Source organism: bacterium (assembly GCA_035527515.1).
Classification (GTDB): Bacteria; B130-G9; B130-G9; order B130-G9; family B130-G9; genus B130-G9.
On the sequence record DATLAJ010000085.1, the window covers coordinates 18185 to 38246 of the forward strand.

16 protein-coding genes are annotated in these 20062 nt (G+C 56.2%); 13 read left to right on the top strand and 3 right to left on the bottom strand.

The genetic code is table 11. The features are described 5' to 3' along the window. The first annotated feature begins 36 nt into the window (after window positions 1-36). The 4 genes from fliM to tatA all read left to right on the top strand — a co-directional run bounded on the left by fliM (window position 37) and on the right by tatA (window position 4500). Window positions 37-1098 carry a flagellar motor switch protein FliM gene (fliM, locus tag VM163_06325; GenBank protein HUT03490.1) on the top strand — a complete coding sequence of 354 codons (1062 nt, stop codon included), beginning with the start codon at window positions 37-39 and terminating at the stop codon, window positions 1096-1098. 85 nt (window positions 1099-1183) lie between these two features. After that, entirely contained in the window at window positions 1184-2185 is a 1002-nt protein-coding gene (locus VM163_06330; protein ID HUT03491.1) for a FliM/FliN family flagellar motor switch protein, read from the top strand. A gap of 63 nt (window positions 2186-2248) precedes the next feature. Continuing rightward, the gene (locus tag VM163_06335) at window positions 2249-4159 is read left to right on the top strand and encodes an ATP-dependent DNA helicase (protein ID HUT03492.1); all 1911 of its coding nucleotides are present in this window, start codon (window positions 2249-2251) and stop codon (window positions 4157-4159) included. Between the two features lie 149 nt (window positions 4160-4308). Continuing rightward, window positions 4309-4500 carry a twin-arginine translocase TatA/TatE family subunit gene (gene tatA, locus VM163_06340; GenBank protein ID HUT03493.1) on the top strand — a complete coding sequence of 64 codons (192 nt, stop codon included), beginning with the start codon at window positions 4309-4311 and terminating at the stop codon, window positions 4498-4500. A gap of 29 nt (window positions 4501-4529) precedes the next feature. On the opposite strand, the gene VM163_06345 is transcribed toward tatA, so the two are convergent. After that, complete coding sequence (locus tag VM163_06345; GenBank protein ID HUT03494.1) at window positions 4530-5648, bottom strand: glycosyltransferase family 4 protein; 1119 nt, start codon at window positions 5646-5648, stop codon at window positions 4530-4532. Between the two features lie 105 nt (window positions 5649-5753). Next, window positions 5754-6542, bottom strand: coding sequence for a glycosyltransferase family 2 protein (locus VM163_06350; GenBank protein ID HUT03495.1), 789 nt, complete (start codon window positions 6540-6542; stop codon window positions 5754-5756). 188 nt (window positions 6543-6730) lie between these two features. Between VM163_06350 and VM163_06355 the strand changes: the two genes are divergently transcribed. The 7 genes from VM163_06355 to VM163_06385 all read left to right on the top strand — a co-directional run bounded on the left by VM163_06355 (window position 6731) and on the right by VM163_06385 (window position 14891). Continuing rightward, a complete protein-coding gene (locus VM163_06355; GenBank protein ID HUT03496.1) occupies window positions 6731-7258 on the top strand; it encodes an RDD family protein in 528 nt (175 codons plus the stop codon). 83 nt (window positions 7259-7341) lie between these two features. Continuing rightward, on the top strand, window positions 7342-8289 hold the full coding sequence (locus VM163_06360) for a glycosyltransferase family 2 protein (protein ID HUT03497.1): 948 nt from the start codon (window positions 7342-7344) through the stop codon (window positions 8287-8289). A gap of 127 nt (window positions 8290-8416) precedes the next feature. Beyond that, the gene (locus VM163_06365) at window positions 8417-8830 is read left to right on the top strand and encodes a biopolymer transporter ExbD (GenBank protein ID HUT03498.1); all 414 of its coding nucleotides are present in this window, start codon (window positions 8417-8419) and stop codon (window positions 8828-8830) included. A gap of 678 nt (window positions 8831-9508) precedes the next feature. Continuing rightward, on the top strand, window positions 9509-11638 hold the full coding sequence (locus VM163_06370; GenBank protein ID HUT03499.1) for a hypothetical protein: 2130 nt from the start codon (window positions 9509-9511) through the stop codon (window positions 11636-11638). A gap of 61 nt (window positions 11639-11699) precedes the next feature. After that, complete coding sequence (locus tag VM163_06375) at window positions 11700-11828, top strand: hypothetical protein (protein HUT03500.1); 129 nt, start codon at window positions 11700-11702, stop codon at window positions 11826-11828. A gap of 2 nt (window positions 11829-11830) precedes the next feature. Further along, a complete protein-coding gene (locus VM163_06380) occupies window positions 11831-11977 on the top strand; it encodes a hypothetical protein (GenBank protein ID HUT03501.1) in 147 nt (48 codons plus the stop codon). Between the two features lie 334 nt (window positions 11978-12311). Beyond that, window positions 12312-14891, top strand: coding sequence for a two-component regulator propeller domain-containing protein (locus VM163_06385; GenBank protein ID HUT03502.1), 2580 nt, complete (start codon window positions 12312-12314; stop codon window positions 14889-14891). Window positions 14892-15742: 851 nt separating this feature from the next. Here VM163_06385 and VM163_06390 read toward each other — a convergent pair. Continuing rightward, window positions 15743-17653, bottom strand: coding sequence for a prepilin-type N-terminal cleavage/methylation domain-containing protein (locus VM163_06390; protein ID HUT03503.1), 1911 nt, complete (start codon window positions 17651-17653; stop codon window positions 15743-15745). Window positions 17654-18370: 717 nt separating this feature from the next. On the opposite strand from VM163_06390, the gene VM163_06395 reads away from it, so the two are divergent. Continuing rightward, a complete protein-coding gene (locus VM163_06395) occupies window positions 18371-19252 on the top strand; it encodes an MBL fold metallo-hydrolase (protein HUT03504.1) in 882 nt (293 codons plus the stop codon). Next, window positions 19242-20062: DUF2723 domain-containing protein (locus VM163_06400; protein HUT03505.1), on the top strand; the 821-nt coding region annotated here is incomplete at its 3' end. The genes VM163_06395 and VM163_06400, both read left to right, overlap by 11 nt.

Below are 20062 nucleotides of genomic sequence, written 5' to 3' on the forward strand. Positions count from 1 at the left end.
GTGGTGCAAGAGCAAGGAACATAGGGACACGCGATCATGCCTCGGTTACTGTCGCAAGAAGAGATAGACGCGCTGCTAACGCAGATGCCGGAAGAGTCTGAAAGGGCACCCGGCGGCCCGAAGGGCGCAGCGATGATGCTGGGCAAGAAGGCCCAGCTTTACGATTTCAAACGCCCTGACCGCCTGTCTAAGGACAACATCCGCTCCCTGCACCTCATACACGACAGGTTTGCAAGGAGCTGTTCGGCATCATTCTCTGCGTATCTCAGGACGATGTCAGACGTCAATCTGCTCTCCGTTGACCAGTTCACTTATTTCGAGTTCTTAATGTCCCTGCCCGACCCAACTTGCCTCAATATACTGAGCATGCGGCCTCTTGAGGGCAATGCGGCGCTGGAGATCAACCCCTCGGTCGTATTCCCCGTTATTGACAAGCTTTTAGGTGGGCCAGGGCAGCCGCTGGCCGAGGTCCGTGAGATCACGGACATCGAGTTCGGTATAATAGAGGGAATGATTAAGCAGTCACTCAAAGACCTCCAGGACGCCTGGTCGCAGGCCATGAACATTGAGATAGCAATTGTCGAGAGAGAGACGACTCCGCAGTTGATGCAGATAGCGGCTCCGAACGAACCAGTTGTGCTTGTAACATTCGAGATCAAAATAGCCGAACTTTCGGGAATGATGAACCTGTGCATACCGTCGAGAATGCTCGAACCTGTCATGAATCGATTCACTCAGGATTGGTATTCTGTCTCCGTTTCAAGCCGGCCGGAGAAGGTTGGCCTCTGGATCAACGAGTTGCTGAACGAGGTCCCGCTGCCGGTCTCCGTGTTCTTGGGCGAGAGCAGGCTCGCGGTTCAAGACATAGTCGATCTTGAGAAGGGCGATGTTGTGGTCCTTGAGGGCCGCACAAGCACCCCATTAACTGTTCGTGTTGGCGGCGTGCCGAAGTTCCGCGCCTCGATAGGGGAACACGACCGTAGAGCAGCGATCAAGGTTCTCTCCAGGATTGAGAGGCCAATCTCGCCGCTCGGTCAATCTGTAGAAGCGAAGCAACCAGACGGCGCAGCAGGCCAGCAGCCTGAGTCGGAGAAGTAACGTAACATATCAACGAGGAGTCAGATGATCGACAGCAGGTCGTGCAACGTTTTCAAAGTAAGTGCGTAGCCACAAGGGATGAACAATGACTGGGACAGAACCTGAGACAGCACAAGACACTCCTTTCGTAACGGTCCCGCTGACCCCGGCAGGCGAGCTTGGCGCTGAGTTCAGCATTGTGGCCGGTATTTTCAAGAAGCTGCCCGATTTGCTCAAGGAGACGATCGGCCAGATTCTCGACGCAGAGACCGATGTCTCGGAGCCGAGGATGGGCTCCTTCTCTAGGGACGACCTTGTCGCGGCGATCGACCCGACGCAGGTCTGCATCGTGCATGCAACGTTTACGAAAGGGATAGGCGGCGCATCCTTCTTTGTTGCCAAGAGCGACACTGCTAGGGCTTTCATTGAGCTTATCCCGAGCACGCCAGTGGAGGGCGAGAAAGAGGAACCTTCTGCCGAATCACTGGACGCGTTCCTTGAGCTCGCCAACCAGATATACGGTAAGGTGAACCTAATCTTATCTGAGGTTGCAGGTGGCACGGTCAGCACCGGCGCCTTGGGACTGTTTGACAAGGAATCCCAAGACCTTGCGGAGCTCGTTCCCCAGGGCGAGTCATTCTGCGCAGAGCTGAATGTCTCGGCGCCTGACAAGCTGGATGGCGCCGTTCTCTTCATTTATTCCGCGGACTCTGTTGAACAGCTGGCGGCAGCAGCGGAGTCGCCCCCGGAGCCTTTCAGCGACGAAATAACTGCTGAAGCACAGGCGTCAGAGGCCGAATCAGCCCCCGAGGCGCCCGCTCCCCCTGAGGCCGAATTGGAGACGGACGAGCGGCTCAAGGTCATCATGAGCATGGAGATCCCCATCCATGTCAGGTTCGGCGAGACGCAGATGTATATAAGAGACATCCTTCAGCTGGGCACCGGCTCGATTATCGAGCTCAACAAGGCCGTCGATACTCCTGTGGACCTTGTTGTGAACGAGGACCTCGTCATCGCCAGAGGTGAGGTCGTTGTGGTCGAATCCAACTTCGCGGTTCGGATTACCGAGGTCAAGAGCAAGACCTACCGGATCAAGGGCCTCGGATAGAGCTTGTCCGCCATAGCTTTCTTGACCGACGTAGCTTCAGCGTAGTTGGTAGCGGAGGCGGAGATGGCTGATGTGGCCTTGATTTTTGGCGCTAACGGTCCCCTTGCCAGGACCATTGCTAACTTCGAGCAACGCCCTGACCAAGCGCAAATGGCTCGACTGGTGTGGGAAGCGATCCAAACCAAACGCCACCTAATCGTCGAGGCGGGCACCGGAATAGGTAAGAGCCTCGCCTACCTCGTCCCCGTAATCGCGTGCGGTAAGAAAACGATCATATCCACCAAGACCAAAACGCTTCAGGAACAGCTGCTCAACCACGACCTGCCGCTGCTCCGGAAGGCTTCGGGAACTCGTTTTACCGCAGTCTGCTTGAAGGGAAGAGCTAACTACCTCTGCCTCAAGAGGCTCAAGGACTTCAGCGCCCGGCCGTTGTTTGTATTTCCTCACGAGATCAAGTATTTCCGCAAGATACAAAACTGGGCGAGCCGCACCGCGACCGGCGACCGCGCGGAGCTGCACCAGCTGCCCGACAGGCTGGCCCTATGGCATGACATCTGCTCTCAGCGTGACCTCTGCACCGGCCAGAAGTGCGAGTTCTCCAACGAGTGCTTCGTTTCTAAAGCCCGCGAGGCCGCGGACAAGGCCGGCATAGTCGTCATCAATCACTACCTCTTCTTCGCCAATCTTGCACTTCAATTGAGCTCGGACACCTCGATGCTGCCCGAGCGCAAGCTCCTCGTTTTCGACGAGGCGCACGACATTGAAGATGTCGCCTCGCAGTTCTTGGGCGCCTCAGTTGGGCTTGGGCAGGTCAACGACCTCGTGAACCGAATCAGTCGGCAGATCGAACTCGAGAAAATTGAGATCAAGGGCCTCGCCTCTGCTCTTATTAAGGTTCAAAAAACTAGCAGCGAGTTCTTCGCGCATTTTGCCGCTCGGCGCGACGGCGCCTTCAAGCTGACCATGGATATGTTCGATGCGCGTGTTCTAGATGGTCGAGATGAGCTTTGCAGACAGCTAAAGAGGTTATCCAGACTCCTCTCCGATGCGGCCTCGGACGGGCTCGATGTCTTTGGTCCGATTTCGGAGCGATGCCAAGAGATGGCGAATTCTGTCCGCGACGTTTCCGACCTCGAGAACCAAGAGCTCGTCCACTGGGCAGAAGCAAGGGATGGACACGTCCAGCTCAAGGCGACACCGATCTGTCTGGCAGATACGTTTGCAGAACATGTATTCGGGAAGGTCCCGACAGTGGTGCTTACCTCTGCAACGCTCTCGTCGGAACGCTCCTTCAAATACATCAAGAGCCGCCTCGGCACGCCGGAGCCTCTGGAGCTGATGCTCAAGCCCTGCTTCGACTACAAGAGGCAGACGCTTCTGTTCATCCCTCAACACCTGCCGCTGCCCGACGACCCTCGATTCGTCAGCATGGCCGCAGCGGAGATTGTCAAGATACTCAAGAGGACCAAGGGAAAAGCTTTCATTCTGTGCACCAGTATTGCCAATATGAACGCGCTGCACGAGCTTGTCAGCGGCAAGATCGACCAGCGATGCTTCCTACAGGGCGAGATGCCGAACGCGGCGTTGCTCAAAGAGTTCCGCCGAGACGTCAGCTCTGTCCTCTTCGCAACCGCGAGCTTCTGGCAGGGCGTTGACGTGCAGGGAGAGGCGCTGAGCTGTGTCATAATCGACAAGCTTCCTTTTGCCGTTCCGAGCGACCCAATTATTGAGGCGCGCATCGAGCGGATACGGTCCGAAAATGGCAATCCGTTCTATGAGCTTCAGGTCCCGCAGGCGATAATCGCCCTCAAACAGGGCTTTGGCCGCCTGATAAGGACTAAGACCGACCGAGGTGTGCTCTCGATACTTGATAAGAGGATTCTGCTGAAATCCTACGGCCGCAAGTTCCTTGAGAGCTTGCCACCCTGCCCCATCACCCACGACATCGAGGCGCTCGACCGATTCTTCGGGTAGGCCTCATGCCCGAACTCCCTCTTATTTGGCTCTTCATACAAAAATTTGAGTTGGACGGCTCATCTCACCCAAAATATTGACGAATCGCAGCTTGCCGTGATAGTTTATGACTAAGCGTTGCAGAAGGATTAACCTAATGGAGAGAAGCGATGTGGACGCCGGGGCCGACTGAGCTGATCGTCATTCTCGTTATCGTGCTGATTATCTTCGGTGTGGGGAAGCTGCCAGGGATCGGAAAGGCGCTTGGCAAGGGGATCAAAGAGTTCAAAGACGGCTCGACCGGCAAGGGCGAGAAGACCGAGAAGCAGGACGACGAGAAAGAACCTGAGAAGACTGAGTAGCGAAAGCTCCGGTCATTTTATCGAGGCAGTCAGCCCCGATTGCAGAGCGCAAGATAGAGCCGCTCGACCTCGTCAACGCTCCTGTGTAAGGCGAATCTATTTACGGCCGTCTCCCTTGCACCCCTGGCCAGCCGTGTTCGCATCTCATCGTCGTCAAGCAGGGCTCTGACCGCGTCCGCAATCCCTTCCGGAGAGCCTGGCTCCACAAGTAAACCGTCCCGACCATCGGTTACGATCTCGCACGAGGCGCCGGACCCAGTCGCCACAACGGCACAGCCGCAAGCCATCGCCTCGACCGTAACAAGGCCAAATGGCTCGGCCTCCGACGCCAGAACCATCACATCAAGCGAACGCATCGCGTCCGGCATGTCCAAGACGCGGTCAACGAGGCTTATCTGGCCTGAATAGCCGCTGCTCTCAACCATCGAGCGGAGATGCCCGCGATACGGAACGTTCTTATGCTTGGTGGGGCCCGCAACGACGAACGTCGCCTCGTAGCCCTGTTTGAGCAGTAAGAGGGCAGCTTTGACGAAGAGCTCCTGTCCTTTGTGGGGCGAGACCTCCCCCAGAATGCCGACTAGACGCTCGTCTTTGCCGACGTTAAGACTACTGCGGAGCGATCTTGAGCCTCGGGGGGCGAACTTGTCCGCGTCGATACCGTTTAGGATCGCTCTCACCTTGCCCGGATCAACGAAACGGTGCTGCAAAAGCACCCTCTTGACCGCGTCTGAGACCGCGATGATTGCGTCCGCAGAACCTAGAATCCACTTGTGAAGCGGCGATGCGCCAAGAGGCAGCAGGATATGCCGTGTGAACACCAGCTTCGGCTTTGACCGCGACAGCCGCTTCACTAGCGCAGCAAACATGTAGTCCGGCGGCGTGTGTGCGTTGATCAGCTCCCAGCCGCCAGCACCGATGGTCCGCCCCAGCCGCCTTGCAGAAAGAAGGCACGGGCCGCAGTACTTTCGGGCCATCACAATCTCGACGCCCGCCTCGTTCAGCACGCCCGCCAGTTCCCCTCTTTTCCGCACAACTGCGCCCACTCGGTGCCCGCGAGACGCGAGGGCAGAGCAGAGATCGGCGAAGACACGCTCGCCGCCTCCGAATCCTGCTGCCGTGTTCACCTGTAGAATCGACAGCGTTCTCATCTTTTCAGCCAAGGTCGCACGGTGGTTCGGCATGGAGAAACTCTTGGGTGCGGGCGATGACTAGAGGGTGCAATGCAAGCCGCCCTCACACGACCTTCCCGCTGTTCAGACCGCGGTAGTAACATCGGCATCGGTTTCTCTCCGGAGCAAGAGCCAAGCCTTCAGATATTTTGCAAAAGTATAAAAAGACGACGCTAAACAGAGTATGAGCCCGTGCAGACCATCGAGAAACCCAGCCTGAAAAAAGAACATCTTCACGAAAGTCATCGGCGGCCTGAACATCAACTCAAGGACGCTCACGTGCCTTCCGGCGGCCACGAGGTCTTTCGCGGCCCAAGTCGTATAGCGGTTCATCTTCGCAATATACTGCTCGAAAGTCCTATAGCTGTTGTGCAACAGCGGGGCGTTGAGCCGGCCTATGCAACCGTCGCAGATAACGTCCGCGTGAACCTCCTTCTCCTCATACTTACATCTGTCCCGCATGAAAAGCCGCACGTTCCTGTCCCGCTCGGGCGACCAGCCGCAGTGCCGGATGCGCTTTCCAAGAAAAAAGTTCTCCCGCGGGATAGAGTAGCCAACACATTCGGCCTGCCCGGCAAGCACACCCTCCACCTCGCGCCTCAGCTCGTCCGTCACGCGTTCGTCCGCATCGCAAAGCAGTATCCAGTCATATTTGGCCTGTGGGATCGCCCAGTTCTTCTGCGCCGCCGAGCAGCTATATTCCCTCTGGATGATTCTTGCATTGAAGCCGCGGGCGATCTCGAGCGTCCTGTCGCTGCTTTCGCCGTCCACGACAAGTATCTCGTCAGCAAACATCAAGCGCTCAAGGCAGTCCTTGATGTTTGATTCCTCGTTAAAAGTCGGAACTATTGCGGTAAGTCTTGCATTTGCCATGTCAATATCATACATAAATAGACTGAATGCTCTCAACCTGATAAGGTCTTATTTGGTCTGATGGAGAAACCTTTCAGAATCTGGCACTGCATCCGAAGAGTAGTAATGTGTTGTGACCGGGCCGTTCTCGGGTTCAGCCCGGTCATGGGGAGATGTCATCAGACCTTGCTTAAGTAACAGGACAGAAAATGATCTACGCAGGCTTCTGGCGCCGTTTCGTCGCGCTCATCATCGACTCGTTTGTGTTGCTTATCCCGATGGTTATCGTCATGTTTGCGCTCGGTATCCCTGCCTGTTCCACGGATTTTGTGGCCTCATTCTCTCCTGACAAGATACAGTCTCTCGACCCAAAAGAGATCCAAGAAATAATAATGCAGCAGGTAACTGCGGTCATGCCCTCCATCATTTTGATGGATTTGCTTAATCTTCTCGTGTGGTGGCTTTACTACGCGATAATGGAGAGCTCTTCATTGCAGGCGACGCTGGGCAAGCTCGCGGTGGGGAGCATCGTTACCGATCTAGATGGGGACAGAATCTCATTCCTCAAGGCCACCGGGAGGCACTTCGGAAAACTCATCTCCGCTCTTATCCTCTTGCTGGGCTACCTCATGGCTGGATTCACGGAGCGAAAGCAGGCGCTTCACGACTTGATGGCGGGCTGCCTCGTCATCCAAAAAGAGAGCAACATCAAGCCCCTTTACGACCTGCCAGAGTGAGATTTGGCCTGCTAGTCCGCCTCCTGCCGTGTTGGCTCGCAGCTATAGGGTGATCCTGCACCATAACGACAACATGATCTGAAATGAGCAAGAAGGACGCCGCTCGTTGTTCGATCATCATCACTAACTACAACGGCAAGCATCTCCTAAAGGAATGCCTTCCGTCTGTGCTAGCGGCCGTAAAGCGCCGCGGCGGACTGGACGAGGTGATCCTGGTCGATGATCGCTCAACCGACGGCAGCTCGCGATTCGTGGCAGAGCACTTCCCCTCAGTGAGAATACAGGCCAATCTGGCCAACGTAGGGTTTCAGAGAGCCTCGAACATCGGTGCGATGATAGCTCACTTCCCAATCATCGTCCTTCTGAACAACGACGTCGCGGTCGAGCCAGACTCGATCACGAGGCTCTGCCACTGCTTCGAGCGTTACGACAATCTTTTCGCAGCGTCGGCGAAGCTCTTTGGCTGGGACAGGCGTTCATTCCTTGCGGGCCGGCGTGTGGCGAAGTTTGAACAGGGGCATTTCCGCATCCAGGACGTCAACGGGGACGAGAGCCGCCAGAGGTTGACACTGTTTGCGACTGGAGGCGCGGCGGCGTTCGACAGGGAGAAGTTTCTCGAGCTTGGGGGCTTCGACCCGATATATTACCCGCTCTACTGGGAGGACATTGACATCTGTTACAGGGCGCACAAGAGAGGATGGCCCGTGGTCTATGCGCCCGATGCGGTCATGTATCACAAGCACCGGGCCACTATTACCAAGACGACTGACCGCAAGAGGATACGACTCATCACGGCGCGTAACAGCTACATCTTCTTCTACAAGAACATTCTCGACAAAAGGATGCTAAGGCAGCACTTTCTGTGGACTCTCTGGTTCTTTGTGAGGGACACGCTTAACGGGAAGTTCAGGTTCCAAAGGGCTTTTTTGATGATGATTCCAAAGCTCCTCAAGACCCTCAAGAGAAGAAGAGCAGACAGGCTCGCACAACTGCTTGCCGACAGGCTCGTCATCGAAAGGGTCCTCGACTAGGCTAGACAGCAGTAGCTTTCTAGACTCAGTCGGCATGGCGCCGCACGCTAAGCGAATGCACATTTTGACCGTTGACACGGCTGGGTCATCGAAGCACAATCTCGGTGGCTAATTAGGAGGTTTTGGATTGGACTTTGGCGCGAAGGGGCCGTCGAGCCCTGAGATCAACCTGACGCAGCTCATCGACGTTGTCCTGCTGCTGCTGATTTTTTTCATGATCTCCACCAGCTTCGTCTCACAGCCCGGCATCAACATAAAGCTGCCTCAGTCGAGGACCTCAGAGACCACCCCGGGCAACATGACGCGGGTGACGCTCACGGCGACCGGACTGATTTTCGTTGGCGACCGGAAGCTCAACTGGGAGGGTCTGGCGCCGGCGCTGACCGCGGAGCGGAAGCGCAATGAACATAATCTTCTTGTCATAAAGGCGGACCAAAGCGTAAAGCACGGGGCAGTAGTTCGGGTGATGGATGTGGCCAAAGAGGTTGGATTCGACCGTATAGCCATCGCCACAAGGCCCTACTCTTCCCAGCCCAAGTGAGGCCGACATGCTCGCGGGCTTTGACCCGGTCTTCGCCGGGCGCTCTTCTGACCAGCTTTGCTCAGCTTGACCCTAACGCACCGGCCTTGCCCTTTGTAGGCTCCCCGGTAAAGCAGCCACGCTAACCGCATAGGGGAAGATTACCTCGTGAGTCTTCGTGTATATCACCCTCGGTTTGACCCTATAGTTGGTTGATTGCTCCTGTGAATAACGATGTCTAGGGTGAATGGTCAAGAATTGACCCAGCGCGCCGCTGGTCAGGAGTGGGTCAAACATTGATCCACGCCGCAAGACCGACGTCCAGAGCATCAATCTAGGACCATTGCGGACTGAATCGGGGCGAGAGATGGATCAGAATTGATCCACCTTGCGGAGATGTTAGAATAGTCTGATGCTGATGGGTGATTCTTCAAGAAGCTCTTCAGACCGTTGAGTAGGTAAGATGATGCAAGGAACTTTACTGGATTGGCACGTATTGTGCTTAGTATATTAGCGAGATTGTATAGCGAATTGGAAAGGCGTGAAATGTTCGACAGGATTCTGCAAATAGTGCTGACAGCGTTGGTTGCGTTGGGGCCATCTTGCGCTTGGTCGCAGGAGCTGCCAGTTGCCACGGTGCCATGGGCCCAGTTTGGGCAGGGTCCAGATAGGACCTTTTGCAGTCCATACGCGGGCCCATTGAACAAAGCGCACGAGCACATGCCTCTATTCCCTTTCAGCGACGAGGCGCTCACACTGATGTTGCTTGGTCGAGACGGTGTGCTCCAGACGGTATCGGAGGACGGCTGCCTCTACGGGTTTAGCGCTAAGTATCGTGCGGGTGACCTGGTCACCCGCATTCAGCTACCTTGGGTGCCGACGGACATGGCGATTGGTTATGATGGCACGATATATATCTCGACAACGGATGATGGATACGCCCGGCTGGCAGCGTTAAAGAGCGATACAGCGCCCTGGGAGAAGAGCTTCCGCACTCAGGGCGAGATATACGTGGTGCCTCTGGAACTCAAGGTAGTCGTTCTCTTGTCAGACGGTCGGCTGTTCTGTCTCACGACTGATGGCGAAGAGGAGTGGAACTATACCGTGCCGGGCATTTTCGATCGGTGCACAATGCCGTCGATAGCGCGTTCTGGGATCATATACTTCTCGACTAACGGGGTAACCTTGCGATCACGGGGCTCCTTGAAAGATAGCTGTTTGTATGCTGTATCACGAGACGGGGTGCTCCTTTGGGACCTACCCGCTCCCGTTGAGAGCCTGAGCTATCCAGTTATCGACGAGAGCGAGAACGTTTACCTGATAGGTTCCGATGGCCTTCTGTATTCGTTCTGCTCATCCGGGCTTAATTGGGCTGAACCGGCGGCCAAGCCCGAGCAGGATGCATATCTAGCCTATTATCCTGACATGATTGTAGTCCTTTCAAATGGAAGCGTTACAGCGTTTAGCAAGACTGGGCAACGTCAACCCCTCTGGTCAGTCTCCTTAGGAGACCCCTTCATCTCGGCCCCTGTGATTGGGAGCGATGGTATGACCTACGCACTCACGCGGCCCATCCTTCAGGAAGGCTTGCCTACCCTCACCGCGATCGGGGCAGATGGCAACATCAGGTGGTCTGCCCCGGTCAACCATGACACGCAGACCCCGCCCATCATAACAATAGAAGGCGACCTCTGCTTGGGGACGTCAGAGGGGGTCCCAGTCTACTTCGGGTTCGGCAGGGGAGACATCACTCCGCCTCACCTTGCGGAGACGTTTCCGCCAAAGGACTCGATCGTGCCCCTCAAAGATTTCAGCGTGATGATAGCGCTCATCGATGAGGGCGTCGGAATCATCAAGTCAAGCATATACGTCTCGGTCAACGATGAATTCGTTCACACCACCGCAGACGATGTCGCAGGAGGCTACCAACTCTCCGCCTCACCACGTCAAATCCTCGCGCCGTTCCAGGATGTAACGATCGAGGTCTCTGCGGAGGACAAGAGGTTCAACAGCAAGATCGAGCCTTACCACCTCACAGCCGTTGACTATCGGAAGCGACCCACGATTCTCATGGCCGGCTTCGGATACAGCAGCGTCACTTCATCCCAAGGCGGTAAGTTCCGGACAGTGGCGCTCATGGACCCCTTAACAGATATCAAGAACGTGGTGGTGTATCACACGCCCTCAGGCTTCTCTGAAACGCTCCGGGACACTGGAGTTGACTTTGATCTGAAAGGCAGATGGTATTTGGCGGACTACACAGTTTCAGCCGGCCTTGCGCCAGGTAACTACAAGCTTGGGATAGTCGGAGAAGATACCACCGGCAAAACCGGCGGCATCTGGCCATATCTGACAGTAGAAAGAGGAGATGAAGCAGCCAAGCGCGGCCTCGTGCGGGGCACGGGAACACCGCTTGAGCTGCCTGCCGGCACGTTCGCGATGAGGCCAGTCTCGTCCCCACCAACCCGGCCATACAAATCGGCAAGTATGCGCAACGGGACCCCCCCGTTCATACTCGCCGCCGGCTACACATATTCTTACATGACAACCTCAGGGGGCGTCGTCAGGATCGAGGCGCTAGTGGACGATCTGGATGGCGTTGATGACGTTGAGACGGTCGAGGTATATGTTGACGGCTACCCGACGGGACTGCGTCTGCGCAATGACGGCATGGACGGAGACGGAGCGCCCGAAGATAACGTCTTTACCTATCAGATATTCCTTGGCAGCGAGGTTTTCGCCACTGGCAGATACCTTTATGAGCTCAAGGCCTTTGATCGGGCAGGAAACGAAAGCAATATGTGGCCATATCTGGAGATCAAAGAATGACGCTCGAACTTGGCGAGAACCCCTCGAGCTCTATCGAACTGAATCTTGGAGATGAGCAGCGATGGAACTGGAGCTCGTAGGATACCTCTTTCTGGTTGTGGCTCTCCTGAGCTTGATTTGCCTCACGCTCACCGGGGTCTTTAACCAAGATGGGGTGGATGAGCATTCCAAGCTCGACAGGAGGAATTAAGGATGAACAGCAAGAAAGGTCTGCTCGAGCTCCAAGGGCGCGGCGACAGAATGGAGAGCCCGCTGGCTGCGTTCGCTGTTCCTTTCATCCTAGCGCTCGCAGTCGCGCTCTTCTTTGTGGCAGCAGAGATATTCAAACGTTTCCTCTGATGACGAAATTGACAGCTTTGGCAGCTGTTAAACCCATGTATGGGGTGAGGTCACGATTTTACCAACTGGGCCGGGTGGAGGCGCCTCACCCCATCATTCTACCCTGTCCCAGAATAATGGTGAAACCAGCCCGTGGCAACATAACGCCCTTTCTCTGCACGGCAGGGGCACGCAGTCGGCAGCATTTTGTCAGATGCGGGCAGCGCCAGGTGGCCGAGGCATTCATTAAGACGGTCTTCTGGCCAGTATTGATCTGCATAGCCCATTGTGTTAGTCTCGCATAGGTCTGGGTTGATGTTTTCTATTTAACTTATGTTCGTGAGGAGGATTTGCGGTGGGGAAATTGATGAGGCTCGTGGTTTTGTCAGTCGCTTTCGTGTGTTTCGGATCGTTTGCGACAGCAACAGCAGAGTGGTTCAACTACTCCAGCCCTGTGGCTGCCAGCGACTTTGCGTTCACTGGTGGACACGTGTGGATTCCTGCCCTGGGAGGCGTTGTTGACCTGAACCCTCAGACAGGTGATTTCACGGTCTATACCAGCTCGACAGGGCTTCCATGCTCTTGTGGGAACGGAGCAGCAGTTGATCAGGAGGGCGTGGTCTGGGTTGCCATGACCAAGGGGGTTGCGGCGATCCACCCCGACGGGACTATTGACAGATTCTATGCCGAGAACTCCGCGCTGGAGTCGGACTACGCTAGGGCGATTGCAGTTGGCGAGGACGGCCTTGTCTGGGTCGGAACGGACGAGGGCGTTTACTCTTATGACGGCTCCGTCTGGGCCAAGCATCCATTCATGGGAATACCTTATCTCATCATCAACAACGTTATCAAAGTCGGCTCTGGAGGAACCGTTTGGATCGGGACAGAGGGCGGACTGCGCGTGTTCGACGGAACCAATTGGACGGACTACACTGAAATGTCGAGTGGCCTTCCCTCCGGAGGAGGCGGCAACGTTCGTGACATAGATTTTGCGCCCGATGGCAGGACATGGCTGGCGACCTATGGCGGAGTTGTCTCGTTTGACGGCGTCGTTTGGGAGGTATTCGATAGCAGCAACACGCCGATGACCACCAATATAGTAGAGGCGATCGCGGCCGCGCCCGATGGGACAATTTACGCCGGCTGCCCGAATGGTGTTTTTGTTTATGACGGTTCCGAGTGGGTTGTTTGGGACACGAGCAACTCCGGTATCCCAACTAACAACATCACGGCGCTGGACATCGCGCCGGACGAGGCGCTCTGGGTTGGGACATTTGCCGGGTCCGCTGCATTCAAGGATGATGTCTGGACTGGCTACAGTCACACCAACTATCCCGAGCTGAAGGGTCTGGTCCAGCGGCTCGCCGAAGATGCTGATGGGGTCATTTGGCTGGGGACGATGGGTGGTGGACTCTTTGCCAAGGACGGCGACAGCTTTACGGTTTATAGCGTTGCGAACAGCGGTCTGCTCTCGGACATGGTTTCGGCGATCAGCATCGCAACTGACAACACGTTGTGGCTCGCCACCCCAGGAGGCGTGAGCCACTTCGACAGGACCGATTTTGAGAACTACTCGTTCTCTCTTGGCAACTTCCCCGCATCAGGCTCGGTAGTCGATATCTGCGTTGGCCCGGACGGGACGCCTTGGGCAGTTGTAGGGGGAGGCCTGATGGGCCCGCTCGGGAGGACGTCGCAGACCCCGGGCCAGGTCTGCTATTTCATCAATGGCGAATGGCAGACACTCCAGATGATGGCGCTTGCCGAGTTCTCCTGCATCACAGCGAGGGAGAACGGCGACATCTATATCGGCTCGAACGGCCAGGGCCTGTTCATCTGGAACCACGGGTCCGTCAAGCATATCGATACCAGCCAGGGGCTGCCGAGCAACACTGTGTTATGCCTCGCGCGAGGCGCGGACGACAACGTCTGGGTCGGCACGGACAGCGGAGTCGGCATCACTGACGGCGTCCTGTGGCAAGTATATGGCATCCATAACACAATGCTCTTCTCGAACGAGATCAGGGATATATTCCCGGCCGAGGACGGAGCGGTATGGATTGCGTCATCTAACGGGCTTGTGTCGATCAATACCAACACCTCGGTCAGGTACTCCTCGCAATACAGCGGGCTTTTGATTGACAACACTAGTTCGGTTCTGAAGGCCTCAAACGGCGATATAGTCGTAGGGTCTATGGTGGGCCTTACGGAGCTGACCACCCCAAGCTTCCCGATATTGACGGACGGCTCAGTCGGACCGGACACTGGCACCCCAACAACCCCCTTCACTTACTCCGTCCACTACACAAACGCCGAGGCGTCACTCCCGCCGGCCATCTCGGTAGGGATTGACCTCAGCGAGTATGAGCTACAACTGGCAGATGGCGAGCCCGACAATGGGACTTACAGCTTCAGCACTGTCCTCGATTTTGGCCTGCACGGCTACTACTTCCTGGCCACAGATGAGAATGGAGCACGGACACGCATGCCCTTCGACTTCATTCTGTCCGGCCCGATAGTTACCGGCAAGCCAGCCGAGGTTATTATTCGGCCTGACAAAGTCATCTACGTGCCTGGGGACCGCATGCAGGTTCTCCTGACGCTTTTCAACAGGGTAACGGACCCCCTGGAAATAACGCTCTATACAGCGCTCAAAATGCCGAGCGAGCAATTGATCTTCTTTGTGTATCCAGACCTGTTCACAATGAACACCACCGGACTGACACTTATTCTCTCGCCGCTCCAACTAATCCAGGACTTCCCAATACTGGACATTGTCTTGGACGAGGCAACCTTGCCTTACGGCGAGTACGCCTGGCTGGCCGCGTGCCAGGACCCCAATGCTCCTGGTTTCGAGCTATTGAGCGACGTCTCGGAAGCTACTTGGCAATTCATGGAGAGCCAGCCGGTTTCGACTAACCGTAATACAAGTGAATAGATAGACCCGGTCCAACTTTCCGAGAACTGGCCGGTGGCTCATTCCCCTGGGCTGCCGGCCCATTGCCCTTCTGGCCATTATCTCACTCCCCTCTTACGCCACGGAATGCATATCAAGGGCCCTGGGAAGGAGGCTGTCCAATAAGCCTGTTTTGCCTGTGTAGTGGCGATTCACGAATCGCCCTGGTTTGATCCGATCGGGCGCCTCAAGGGCGGTTCGTGAACCGCCCCTACACGACGTCGATGTCCTTTTACAGGCACATTGAGCCGCCAGGCCCGGCTGAGCGCGGCGCCCCTACGGCGCCCGGCCTATGAGACAGCCCGGTGGGTCAATAATCGACCCGTTCTAAACTAGCCCTATTTAGTCTATCTCCCGGGGTAACACAGCCGCAGGTGGATCGATTCTGATCCACTTCGGGCCGGAGATTCCACCGAACCGCTTATGTTAAGAGCAGGCCGATTGGCCGGGATATGCTTCCTAGAGCGGAGCGAGATGCCTGTGAACGATATTGTCAGCGATATGGCACGGACACTGCTAAGTACACCAGTGGACAACTTAACCTTATTTTCTATGTCCGGGCGCCTCGTCAGGCCGAAAGAAAATGGGAATGCTGCCGCGTGCCTCGTAATCCTGGCCGTCTGAGGCGCCCTGTCTGGTAAGATGAGGATTAACAGTCTTCGAGTTCCCGGCGAGCTGCTCGTGCCCGTTCAGCGATGGCGGGCGCTCCAGCCCCCGAGCGCCAGGGGAAGGGCAAGTCGCCTGCAAAAAAAGAAACAGCCGAGAAGCCGCCTTTTAAGCTGCTCCCCGGCTGAGAACGTCCAGATGATCGGGGTTACATCTAACTAATAGTATTAACCGCCGCCCAGCAGAGTGAACTCCAAGGAGATAGTCGAGATACCATTCTTGACACAGACTCGCTCGCCGTAAATCTGGGTCTGAGTTACGCCGGTCCACGCGACCTCTTCCCAACCGAGCCGCTGCTGCAAAGCCATGCAGTACCCGGTGTCCTGACTTCCGATGTCGCGATGATGCACGACCTTGATGTAGAAGAACGCGTAACCCACAGGGATAAACTGATTGGTCTCAATCTGTGTGAACGAGTCCTTGTAGATGTGCTGGTTGGTCGGAGACATTATCGGGATTGGGAAGCCACTGCTCATCAGCTCTACGACATTGAAGCCGGGCGCCTCTTTGGGGTCGGGGTATATGACCGCGATCCCGGAAACATAGTCTTGGACGCTTGGGAGCGTCTTGGTGTTGTATGCCATTTCAATGTCAACTGGCGTATTGATGGTACTGGGCTCATCCATCGCCTCGATGATCACGTTCGGGGCTATGTTGGCCCACAAGTCGCGCTTATACAGGGGGACGAACACATCATCATCGTCCTGGCCTTCAGAGGAGATCGTCCCGCTGGGGTTGCCACCCCTCATGAGGTTGGGGTCCAGCAGCATCCCTGTCATCCTGTCGAATATCCGGTTGGAGCCCGGGGACGCGATAAGCCCGGCCAAAGAGGCGTAGTTGTCCAGGTCCTCATCTCTATTGCCGAACCCGAGGTCCAGAACGGCGCCTGCGTAGGCATCGCCCTCGTTGTGGATGGCGAGCGGAGCCTTCCATCCGTCGAGGAAACAATCGTATGTCATGACCATGTCATCGTCTTCGTTTACGTAGGAGTTGCCAAAGTCCGAGGTCATATAGGGACCTCGCCAGCCCATCCAGGAATAGCCAAGGTCGTTTCCCTTTTGGACGTTGAACCTCGAAGAATCGCCCATCCTGTAAGGCGGCGGAACGTCCCGTGGCGCGCCATAGGAAAGGTCCTTCGATCCCGGATCGACAAATCGCATGATCAGCAGTTGCAGGGGGTTGTCAAAATCTCTGAAATCGTCAAGGTTGAGCGGAACAGCGGGCTTGACGGTCTCCGCGGCGCCCTTTGGTAATGCCAATCCGAGGTCCGCTGCGAAGCCCGCGATGCAGCCTCCGCCCTCGAGGTCCTCGGGCGAGCCGCAGATAGCCGTCCTGACCTCCTCGAAGCGTTTCTTGGTTTCCTCCGCCTTTGTCCGGTCGATGCTTGCGCAGCTAATGACCTTGATGACGTTATCCTTGAGGATGTGCTCATATTTGCCGCCAAAGAGCTCGCTGTATGGGATGAACATGCAGAGCTCCCGCCACGTAAGCATCCCCAGAGTCGGCCCGCCCGAATAGGACCCTGAGGCATCCCTGAAGCCCCAGCCCGGCGTCTTGCCCATGCTGGCAAGCAGAGCGGCGTTTGCCGGCAAGCCCTCCGCCCCTGCGTATTGCTGGCCGTCAGCCGACTCGGCTCGCGACCGCCCATACTGAGGCTGATAATAGATCGCCCTGCCCCAAGCATCCTTCTTGTAGTCATCCTTGTGGAACGATGCGGTCAAATAGGGCCCATTCCAGCCATAGCGCCTGACGGTGTCCTTTATACTCGTGCCCTTTTCCGGATAGGGGTTGTAAACCAGAAAGTCGATGCTGCTCCAGCTCTTGTCGTTAACCAGCTGTTTCCCATCGGCCGTAAGGTCGTTGACAGATGGATACTCACCCACATCCTCATAATAATTGTTGAGAGCTATCTCGAGGTTGTCCATCTTCTCCATTGTGGCCACACGATCGTTTAGGTCCAACGTCGTAACGATTGACGGTATAGCAACGGCCGCAAGCGTCGCGATGATCGCGATCACAATGACCACCTCAATCAGGGTCATACCTCTGCAAGCCATTAGTACCGATCTTCGCTTCATTTTCCACTTACCTCCACTAAAAGCGCGATTACTGCACTAAACTTATCCCTTAAAGCCATACATCTTGCGGTTAAAATATACCTAAATCAAACACTTTTGTCAAAGCTTGGCCAAAGGGATAACTGCCAGAAAAAACCCCACAGTAAGCACTGATCCCCACCAAAACAACACCGCTCGCGGGATGCCAGCGAGACAGGGCTGCTCATAACACCAGACTCAAGAATCGTTAGGATACCTTAGGTATTCTTACAGTCAAGCAGAATCCCGAATCCCCAAAAATTGGATTGGAGGCAGGAGATTTCCTAGGATGAACATGTTTAGCGGCTGTTAGCAGGTGATGATTGGGACCGCGGTTGAATCGTGGGTCGCACCCGTTGGCTGATTTTGGAGTGCGGTGGCTTGACACCGCTTTGTCTCGCCGCGGCCCGACGCGGCCTGCGCTCTGTTAAGGAGGGTGTGGTTGTTTCGATGACGGCTTCCAGGTTCAAGATGGATATCTATCAGAGGGTGGTGTCAAGCCACCACCAATGAAAGCGGCGTCAAGCCGCCGCACTCCAAAAAAGCGGCCACCCACACGGTCAATCTGGTTCCTCGGGCGTCTGACGGCAGTATGGCATCTGAACAAGAGAAGTGCTAAGGTTCTGGCAGAAGCTCCTTGTGGGGCCTACTTTTCTTGAGCAACACAATTGGGCATATACCATGGATGTGCGGCAGACCATGCGAATCTTTTTGCTTCTTCTCGTGCTCGTCCAGGTCGGATGGGCTTCCGACGGCCTGATGACGGTGAGGTTCTTTGACGTTGGAACGGCGGACGCTGCCCTGGTCACGACGCCCGCTGGCGAGCACATCCTGATAGATGGCGGCACTCAGGAGGGGGGCAAGAAGGTCGCGAGCTTCTTGAAGGCCCACGGAATCGACTCGCTCGACGTCGTCATCGCAACCCACCCTCATCCTGACCACATAGGTGGGCTGGCACAGGTGCTGCGTGAGTTTAAGGTGCAGACGCTGTTCGATTCGGGCATGCAGTTTGAGTGTCCCGAATACGCGGCGTTCCACGATGCGCAGTCGAAGCTAAGCGGCACCCTAGTTACGGTGTGTGGGCAAATGGTGGTTACGCTGCCTTCGGGCGTGCGGCTTGAGTTCCTCAATCCGAAACGACTCGCAAGACGCATTCACACCGACTGCATTGTGGTGCGCATCTGTTACAGGGAAGTCGCAGTCCTTATGATGGGCGACGCAAATGACATCGCCGAAGGGGTGCTCCTATTCGACGAGGCGCCGCTTAAGAGCGACATCCTGAAGGTAGGGCATCACGGTGCATCTGACTCAACGACCGAGGCGTTTCTGAAATCCGTTGCGCCGCGATTCGCCGTCATCTCAGTGGGAACACCGAACCAATACGGTCGGCCTCACAAGGTCGTTCTGGACAAGCTTAAGGATTCCGGGGCTACGGTCTATCGCACAGACCAGCGTGGCGATATAACGTTTGTTACGGACGGTAAGAGCCTAGCAACTCCGCGTTGCGAGCGGCAGAGCAGGGCGAATCCACCTGAGAAGGCAAGCGTGGCCGATGACAAGAAGGCAAGAAATGACGATTAGCTCGGCGCCGAACGGCGCAAAAGCTGCGGCCCTTTGGGTTCCAGCGCTTCTCTTTGCCACGGCCTTTGCGCTCTTTGTTCAAACCGCCAACCCACTGTTCAGGTTCAGCGATGGAGGTGAGCTTGCCGCCGCATCCCACACACTCGGCGTGGCGCATCCGACCGGCTACCCGCTGTTTCTGATGAGCCAGAAGCTCTGGTCGTTTCTGGTTCCCATCGGCAATCCGTGCTTCCGCGCGAACGTCTTTTCCGCCGCGTGTGCAAGCGCTGCGCTCGTCATCGTCTATCTTCTGTGCTTCGAGTTTGCCGGGGCTGTCGCGGGGCTCGTCGCGGCCGGGTTACTTGCCTTCTCGCAGACGTTCTGGCTCCAGGCGACCCAGTCAACCGTCTATACCATGAACTTGATGCTCGCGGCGCTTCTGATGCTGCTAGCGTTTCGCGTGCTGGGGCCGATGTCGGCCGCCTCTGAACCCCCGGCCAGGCAGAACGATAGCAGCTCCGCCTTCATCCTTCATCCTTCATCCTTCATCCTTCCCAGTGGTGGACGCTCTATTCGGAGAACGACGGCACTGTTCTTCTTCGTTCTCGGGCTGGGTCTTTGCAACCACATAACCCTAGCCATCGTCCCAGCTGCGCTGCTTCTTTCGCACCCGCGGCGCATCGGCAGGCTCCTCCGCAGCAGGGGCGTCGCAATCGCCGCGATACTGTTCCTCCTGGCGGGGCTTCTGGTCTATCTATACCTGCCCGTCCGCGCCGCCGCAAAGCCCTCGATCAACTGGGGCGATCCATCGATATCCGAGCGATTTTGGCA

What these genes read in the sequence shown, in the direction of transcription:
- fliM (HUT03490.1), top strand. Translation starts at nt 37, where the DNA reads ATGCCTCGGTTACTGTCGCAAGAAGAGATAGACGCGCTGCTAACGCAG.
- VM163_06330 (HUT03491.1), top strand. Translation starts at nt 1,184, where the DNA reads ATGACTGGGACAGAACCTGAGACAGCACAAGACACTCCTTTCGTAACG.
- VM163_06335 (HUT03492.1), top strand. Translation starts at nt 2,249, where the DNA reads ATGGCTGATGTGGCCTTGATTTTTGGCGCTAACGGTCCCCTTGCCAGG.
- tatA (HUT03493.1), top strand. Translation starts at nt 4,309, where the DNA reads ATGTGGACGCCGGGGCCGACTGAGCTGATCGTCATTCTCGTTATCGTG.
- VM163_06345 (HUT03494.1), bottom strand. Translation starts at nt 5,648, where the DNA reads ATGAGAACGCTGTCGATTCTACAGGTGAACACGGCAGCAGGATTCGGA.
- VM163_06350 (HUT03495.1), bottom strand. Translation starts at nt 6,542, where the DNA reads ATGGCAAATGCAAGACTTACCGCAATAGTTCCGACTTTTAACGAGGAA.
- VM163_06355 (HUT03496.1), top strand. Translation starts at nt 6,731, where the DNA reads ATGATCTACGCAGGCTTCTGGCGCCGTTTCGTCGCGCTCATCATCGAC.
- VM163_06360 (HUT03497.1), top strand. Translation starts at nt 7,342, where the DNA reads ATGAGCAAGAAGGACGCCGCTCGTTGTTCGATCATCATCACTAACTAC.
- VM163_06375 (HUT03500.1), top strand. Translation starts at nt 11,700, where the DNA reads ATGGAACTGGAGCTCGTAGGATACCTCTTTCTGGTTGTGGCTCTCCTG.
- VM163_06380 (HUT03501.1), top strand. Translation starts at nt 11,831, where the DNA reads ATGAACAGCAAGAAAGGTCTGCTCGAGCTCCAAGGGCGCGGCGACAGA.
- VM163_06390 (HUT03503.1), bottom strand. Translation starts at nt 17,653, where the DNA reads ATGAAGCGAAGATCGGTACTAATGGCTTGCAGAGGTATGACCCTGATT.
- VM163_06395 (HUT03504.1), top strand. Translation starts at nt 18,371, where the DNA reads ATGCGAATCTTTTTGCTTCTTCTCGTGCTCGTCCAGGTCGGATGGGCT.